This window comes from Corallococcus sp. CA053C (assembly GCF_003611675.1).
In the GTDB taxonomy this organism is placed as follows: Bacteria; Myxococcota; Myxococcia; order Myxococcales; family Myxococcaceae; genus Corallococcus.
On the sequence record NZ_RAWA01000467.1, the window covers coordinates 1 to 6976 of the forward strand.

Consider the following 6976-nt stretch of genomic DNA (forward strand, 5'->3'; position numbering starts at 1 on the left):
CTCCCGCCCCGGGAAGGACAAACCCCGGAACCTGCCCTCCAGGGCATGTTCCCGCTGTCCGTTGGATGTCAGACCCCCTGTGTACTGTGTACCTATTCCGACAGCCTTCCAGAGGGGGAATCACCGTGCCGGAGACCCGTGAAATGCCGCGAGTGTCGGTCAACAAGCTGGGCGAGTACCTCATCGCGACGCCTGCCCGCAGGAAGCGCATCATCCACGACCAGAAGCACCCGCCGGAATCGCAGTACCTCCGCTACCCGGAGGCGTCGCACGCCGTCACCGACTTCCTGTGTCGCGGCCTGGACATGAACGTGCTCCGGGAGGCCCAGCGCCGCTTCGCCTGCGCGGTGCCGCAGTCGGAGTTCGAGGCCCAGCGCATGCAACTGTGTTCGGAGGCGCTGGAGCGCTTCGCGGACCTGGTGCCGTGGTTGGACCTGGACGACGCCATCATCAGCGCCGTGGGCGCGGAGCCGCCCGTGCTGGAGATGGCGGGCGTCACCATCAGCGTGCGCCCGGAGGTGGTGGTGCAGCGGTTGGACAAGCAGGGCAACCCGCGCGTGGGGCTGATGAAGCTCTACTTCTCCAAGACGCACCCGCTGGACGAGCGCTCGGGGCAGTACATCGGCACGCTGTTGCAGCGCTTCGCCGAACAGCACCTGTGCCGGCTGGGCCCGGCGGACCACCGGCTGATGACCGTGGTGGACGTGTTCGCGGGGTCGCTCTACGTCGCGCCGCGCGCGCACATCCGCCGGCTGGGCGACGTGGTGCTCGCGTGCGAGGAGATCGCCGAGCGCTGGGCCGTCCACTGACGCTTCCCGCGCCTCACCTCGGGCTCGGGCTCGGGCTCGGGCTCGGGCTCAGGTGACCGGCGACGCGGGCGGCAGGGGCTGGCGCAGGCGGTGGGCCTCCAACCACGCTCGCGCCGCCCCGCCGGTCTCCAGGAAGCGGGCCTCCAGCTTCGTGTCGCCGGTGAACTGGAGCGCCACCACCAGGGCCTTCATCACGTCGCGCTGGGCGCGGTTGCCTCCGTAGAAGATGACGGCGCGGAACCACTCGGGGCGCAGGTTCCCGGCCAGGTACTTGCGCAGCGCGACCGACAGCGCGGGGCCCTCCGTCATGGGGCCCATGGCGCTGCCCAGGTCCACGACGAGGTAGAAGGGGCCACCCGGATCCACCGTCAGCTCGTGGAAGACGCTCACGAGCTGGCGCACCTCCTCCTCGCCGAACGCACCGCGGACCGTTGCCCAGACGATGTCGGCGGACTCCAGCACGATGCGCTGTGCCCCGAAGACCCACTCCCGCAGCGCTCCCATCAACCTCCTCCACGCAGAGGCCCCGAGGGTATCCAAAACGGGAGCGACGTCACCACTTCGTCACGCCTCTTTGCAGCCTCTTCGCAGGTGACGCACCGCCATGCGACCTGCCGGGTCGCACGCACCGTCGCAGCCCAGGTGGCTCCCTGGGAAGGGTGCCCCCCGGCCGTCGCGTGCCGGACACTCGTGCGCGGGGGAACGGCGCCGGGTGAACGCCCGCGTCATGACCCTGTGTACGAGGTGGGGAGGGTCTGCCGGGTGGTGAACAGAAGCCGCTATGATTGCCGGCGGGCGGCCGTGCGGACGGCCGCCGAGGCCGCATCTCCGGGCGGTTGTCGGGATGCGCCTCCTTGCTCACTGTGAAGAGTCGCGCGCGCGAAGGCGCGACGGATGGGGGCGTGGTGCTGGACTCGCTGTGGAACAGACGCGCCGTGCTGGTGTCGGGCAAGGGCGGCGTGGGGAAGACGACGCTGTCCGCGGCGATGGCCGTGGCGGCGGCGCGCTCCGGGCGTCCAGTGCTGCTGGCGGAGCTGTCCCCGGACGAGGGCGGTCCGTCCACCCTGGCCGCGCTCGTGGGCGCGAAGGAGGCCGGCGCCAAGGTCGTCCCGGTGAGACCGAACCTGTCCTTCGTGCGCCTGTCCGCCGCCGAGGGGCACCGCCAGTTCCTGGAGGAGACGCTGCCGGTGAAGTGGCTCGCGGATGCCGCGCTGCGTTCGCGCGCGCTGCGGCGCTTCCTGGAGGCCGGCCCCGCGCTCAAGGAGATGGGGCTGCTGTACCAGATGCTCACGCTGGTGCGGCGCGCGCACCCGGACGGCCGCCCCCTGTACCCGCTGGCGGTGGTGGACCTGCCCGCCACGGGCCACGCGCTGGCGCTGGCCACGCTGCCCCGGAGCGTGCTGTCGCTGATGCCGGGCGGGCCCATCGGCCGCGCGGTGAGGGAAGGGCTGGACCTCTTGCAGGACCCCGCTCGCACGGGCGTGGTGCTCACCAGCCTGCCGGAGCCCCTGCCGGTGAGCGAGACGCTGGCCATGGCCCGGGAGTTGAAGGACGTGGGTCTGCCGTTGACAGCCGTGGTGCTCAACCGGATGCCGGAGGACCCCTTCACGCCGGAGTCGCGCGCGGCGCTGGACCGGCTGCTGGAGACCCACGGGCCCCACCGGGGGCAGCGGGCGCTGGAGCGGCTGGAGCGCGCCCGGGAGGCCCGGAAGCGGCTGGCCGCGGACACGTCCGTGCCACAATGGGGGCTGCCGGAGCTGGCGCTCACCGGGACGGCGCTGGTGGAACGGCTCGCGGAGTTGTTGCTGCCTACACTCGAAGAGGCCGCCCCTGCAGGCGGTCGGGAGGCCACGCCATGAACCTGGACGCAATGCTGCGCGACAAGCGGGTCATCGTCCTGTGCGGCGCGGGGGGCGTGGGCAAGACGACGACGGCGGCGGCGCTGGGCGTGGCGGCGGCTCGCGCGGGGCGCCACGTGCTGGTGCTCACCATCGACCCGGCGCGGCGGCTGGCGGAGGCCATGGGCCTGAAGGAGAACGGCCCGGAGCCCACCACCGTCCCGCTGGAGCGCCTGTACGCGGACGGCCCGCACGGCGAGGGCCGGCTGGACGTGTGGATGCTGGAGCCGCGCATCGTCTTCGAGCGGATGGTGCGCAAGCTGTCCGCCACGGAGAGCGCCGCGCGCGCCATCCTGGACCACCGCCTGTATCGCTTCCTGTCGGAGCTGGTCGCGGGCGTGCAGGAGTACGCCGCCGCCGAGGCCCTGGACGGCTTCCTCGCGGACGGCCACTACGACCTCATCCTCCTGGACACGCCGCCCAGCCGCCACGCGCTGGACTTCCTGGAGGCCCCGGGCCGGCTCGCGCGCTTCCTGGATGACCGGGTGATTTCCCTCTTCGGTCCCGACTCCGGCCGCACCGGCCGCCTGTGGCAGGGTGCGCAGGCGCTGGTGGGCAAGGTGCTGGATGGCATCTTCGGCGGCGGCTTCGCGCAGGAGATGCGCACCTTCGTGGGCGCGTTCGGCGGCCTGTTCGCTGGCATCCGCCTGCACACGGAGCGGCTGCGTGAGCACCTGACGTCCAAGGACGCGGCCTTCCTCCTCGTCACCTCGCCGGAGGCCGCCGCGATGCGCGAGGCCACCTTCTTCCGCGACGCGCTCCAGGCGCGCGGCCTGCCGTTCGCGGGCTACGTGCTCAACCGCAGCTGGGCGCGCGAGGACGGCCTCGCGCCGGCCGCCAACCTGAAGCCCCACGCGAACAACTCCGCGGACAACGACGCCGTGCTCGCGCTGGAGCACCTGGCGGGCGTGGAGGACGCGCGCGCGACGGCGCACCGCTCGCTGCTGGACCGGCTCGCGGAGGGGCTGCCCCTGGGCGCGCTGGCCATCGCCGCGCCGGACGCGGGCGCGGACCTGGAGGACTTCCGGGGCCTCGTGAACCTGGGCGACGCGCTCACCGTCGCCTGACGCGGACGCAGGGCGGACAGGCAACCGTCGCCGCTCCTGGCTGGCCGGGCCTTTGCGCGCCCTGGCCGGCTTCCCATGTTCGTCAGGCGAGTTCGCCGAGCGAGCTCGCCGAGCGGGCTCGCCAGTCGAGCCCGACAGGCGAGGAGGCCTGCGACACATGGGCACCATTGATCACCGCAACGGAAACGGGCGTCAGCAACCGCTGGGTCGCGCGGATGTCTCCACGCCGCCCACCGACGCCATGGCCACGCACCGGGCGCCGGACCTGGCCCCGCCGGGCTCGCGGGAGCGCGCCGAGTCCGACGTGAGCGGTTGGAGCTCCGCCCGCGAGGAGGACGCCTCCGTCCGCCAGGGCCGCTTCCACCGCGCCGCCGAATTGCGCCTGGCCCGGGTGCGCACCCAGCAGATGGATGACGCCAGCTTCTGGCGCGGGGACCCCGAGGGCGCGCGCGGCGGAGGCACCCCGGGCCCCTACGGCCGCGACGACCGGGACCCGCGCGAGGCCACCGGCCAGGGCCCCCTGAGGACGATGGGCGAACAGGAGCGGGAGCAGCCCCGCCAGGTCGCCAACTACCGCGAGTGGGACCGCACCGGCTACGGCGGCGAGGAGCCGCTCCTGCGCGACCGTCCGCCCCAGGCCTCGCGCGAGCAGCCCGCCCGCACCGCCACGGCCACGGGCTCGCGACGGCGCTGGCAGCGCGAGCCGCTCACCGCGCGCGACATCATGACCCGCACGGTGCGCACCGCCCGCCGCGACAGCACCCTGCGGGAAGTGGCGCAGCTGATGAAGGACGAGGACTGCGGCGTGGTGCCCATCGTGGACGCGGACGGGCGGCTCTTGGGGCTCGTCACCGACCGGGACCTCGCGGTGCGCGGCTTCACCCACGGGCGCGCCGTGGAGCAGCTTCGCGCGGCGGACGTGATGTCGGAGGACATCGAAGCGGTGCTGCCGGAGGAGGACCTGCACGGCGTCATCGACCTGATGGGCCGCCGTCAGGTGCGCCGCGTCCCCGTGGTGGAGCCCGACGACCGGCTCGTGGGCATCATCGCGCTGGGGGACATCGCGAGCCGCGCCGACCAGGACGAGGAGCTGCAGGACGCGCTGGAGCGCATCTCCTCGCGGCGCTCGTTCTGGAGCCGGCTGCGCTGACAGCCGGCCTTCGCGGCCTCACCTCACGTGATGGTGACGACGACCCCTGAGGCGTTCTCCGCCACGGTGAACGTCTTCAGGGGCAGCGTGGCCGGGCCCTGCGTCACATCACCCTTCTTCGTGAAGGTGGACGCGTGGCACGGGCACAGGAGCCCGTTGATGCTCTCCTCGAGCTTCACCTCGCACCCCGTGTGGGTACAGATGGAATCCACCGCCGAGTAGGTGCCGTCCTCGAGCTTGAAGATGAACACCGTCTTGCCGTAGCCGGTGGGCCGGCCGCTCGCCACGCCGCCCACGTCCCGCAGGGCGGGGAACTGGTCGAACGTGAGCGTGAGCGTCCCGTTGACGACGGACGGGAACGTGGTGTCACCGGACTTGAGTTCGATGTTCAGCACCTGCGTGCCCGCGTTGTACGTGGCCACGTACACCTTGAGGGGCACGGTGGCGGGCGCGTTCGTGACGGCCCCCGTGATGGAGAACTTCGACAGGTGGCAGGGGCACACGGCCTCCGTGCCATCGAAGCCCATGGGGCAGCCCACGTGGGTGCAGGTGGCGGACAGCACCGCGTAGGTGTTCTCCGTGGGGTGCACCACCAGCAGGTTCTCCTGCCCGGAGCTGCCCGGGAAGCGCAGCGTCACCGAACCGCCCGCGCGGGACAGGTCCGGGTAGCGCGGCACCACCAGCGACACGATGCCGTCTTCGCCGGGCGCGGGCACGTCCAGCACCGGCGAGGGGTCGATGTCCGGCGCGCACGCGGGCAGCCCCGCGACGACGGCGCCCGTGCCAATCACCTTCTTGAAGAAATCGCGACGCGACGAGCTCACGTACCCTCCACGAAGACGAGGTGGGGCTCCAGCACCAGCTTGTCGTCCACCTTCACCAATAGCAGCGAGGGGCGCTCGATGTTGTAGCCCTCCAGGCTGATGTCGAAGGTGCCGTCGGCGGTGGCCTCCTTGGCGGAGGTGAAGTTCACGGTGAGGGGCAGCTCCACGTCCTTCGTCACGCCGTGGAAGGTGAGCTTGCCCTTGAGGGTCACCGGCACCTTGGCCGGGAAGGTGGTGGGGGTCTTCACGCCGGTGGCCACGCCCTTGAAGTCGATGAGCGGGTACTTCGCCGCCTCCGTCACCTCCACCATGTGCGTGTCGCGGTTGGCGTTGCCGGAGTCGAAGTCCTTCACCTGCGCGCGCACGGCCACCTGGAGCGTGCCGTCCGGCTTCAGCACGGCCTTGCCCTCGCTGGGCTTCGCCTTGCCGGAGACCTCGTGCAGCTTGTGGACGAGCTTGTAGGTGAGGGAGCTGCTGTCCTTCTTCACCGAGTACAGCCGGGGGGTGCTCTGCGCGGCGGCGGGGAGCGCGAGCAGCAGGGCAGCGAGCGTGGCGAGTCGTCGAGCAATCACAGCGTCCTCCAAGGGGGATACAGCGCTCCTCCGCACAACGGCCCGCGCGCGGAGACATTCACGACAGGGGGTTGAGGTCAGAAGGTGAGCGTTACGATGCCCGCGGCGACGCAGCCCAACGTGGCATAGCCCACCACCTGGTGCGCGGTGGCGTACCGGGGCTCCTGCAGCTCCCCGTAGCTGTGCGTGGCCAGGATGCCCAGCACCGCCTGCGTCAGCATGCCGGCCGTGGCCAGGCTCATGAAGATCTTGTGGAACGTCACGGTGTCGAAGCGGAAGTCGCGCTCCACCGGATCCGGCGCCAGGATGCCCAGCGTGCCCACCGCGGCGAACAGCACCGACGTGCCAATGACGACGCCCCGGTGCCACGCGAGCAGCGACCGGTCATCGCCGCCGCCCCGGAACGAACGGTTGAACTGGATCTGCCCCAGCACCGTGGCCGCGGTGAGGCCGCCCGCCATCGCGAGCCCCAGGCCCTGGTGCAGCTTGAGCATGGTGCGCCGCGTCTTGAGCTTGCCCTCCAGGTCCGGATCCAACAGGCCCGCCGTGGCGTCCGCCTCCGGCTGCAGCAGGTCGAAATCCAGGCTGGGCTCCGACGACGGGGAGGCGGCTGGGGCCTCTTGCGTGGCGGGCACGGGGGGCGCCACGTCCGGGGT

8 protein-coding genes are annotated in these 6976 nt (G+C 71.9%); 4 read left to right on the forward strand and 4 right to left on the reverse strand.

The features are described 5' to 3' along the window. The first annotated feature begins 125 nt into the window (after positions 1 to 125). The gene (locus D7V97_RS37475; RefSeq protein ID WP_120615403.1) at positions 126 to 809 is read left to right on the forward strand and encodes a hypothetical protein; all 684 of its coding nucleotides are present in this window, start codon (positions 126 to 128) and stop codon (positions 807 to 809) included. A gap of 48 nt (positions 810 to 857) precedes the next feature. Here D7V97_RS37475 and D7V97_RS37480 read toward each other — a convergent pair whose 3' ends face one another. After that, positions 858 to 1313, reverse strand: a complete 456-nt coding sequence (locus D7V97_RS37480) for a hypothetical protein (protein ID WP_120615404.1) — start codon at positions 1311 to 1313, stop codon at positions 858 to 860. A 401-nt stretch (positions 1314 to 1714) separates the two neighbouring features. Here D7V97_RS37480 and D7V97_RS37485 point away from each other — a divergent pair, with 401 nt between their 5' ends. From D7V97_RS37485 to D7V97_RS37495, 3 genes are all read left to right on the forward strand, one after another. Beyond that, positions 1715 to 2668, forward strand: a complete 954-nt coding sequence (locus tag D7V97_RS37485; RefSeq protein ID WP_120615409.1) for an ArsA-related P-loop ATPase — start codon at positions 1715 to 1717, stop codon at positions 2666 to 2668. After that, a complete protein-coding gene (locus D7V97_RS37490) occupies positions 2665 to 3774 on the forward strand; it encodes an ArsA-related P-loop ATPase (RefSeq protein WP_120615405.1) in 1110 nt (369 codons plus the stop codon). The genes D7V97_RS37485 and D7V97_RS37490 overlap by 4 nt, the downstream gene beginning before the upstream one ends. A gap of 157 nt (positions 3775 to 3931) precedes the next feature. Next, positions 3932 to 4924 (forward strand): CBS domain-containing protein, encoded by a 993-nt coding sequence (locus D7V97_RS37495; RefSeq protein ID WP_120615406.1) that lies wholly within the window; start codon positions 3932 to 3934, stop codon positions 4922 to 4924. A 23-nt stretch (positions 4925 to 4947) separates the two neighbouring features. Here D7V97_RS37495 and D7V97_RS37500 read toward each other — a convergent pair whose 3' ends face one another. The 3 genes from D7V97_RS37500 to D7V97_RS37510 all read right to left on the reverse strand — a co-directional run. After that, positions 4948 to 5748 (reverse strand): Rieske (2Fe-2S) protein, encoded by an 801-nt coding sequence (locus D7V97_RS37500; RefSeq protein WP_120615407.1) that lies wholly within the window; start codon positions 5746 to 5748, stop codon positions 4948 to 4950. After that, the gene (locus D7V97_RS37505; protein ID WP_120615408.1) at positions 5745 to 6320 is read right to left on the reverse strand and encodes a YceI family protein; all 576 of its coding nucleotides are present in this window, start codon (positions 6318 to 6320) and stop codon (positions 5745 to 5747) included. The genes D7V97_RS37500 and D7V97_RS37505 overlap by 4 nt, the downstream gene beginning before the upstream one ends. A gap of 77 nt (positions 6321 to 6397) precedes the next feature. Then, a partial coding sequence (locus tag D7V97_RS37510; protein ID WP_120615410.1) for a hypothetical protein occupies positions 6398 to 6976 on the reverse strand: 579 nt, incomplete at its 5' end.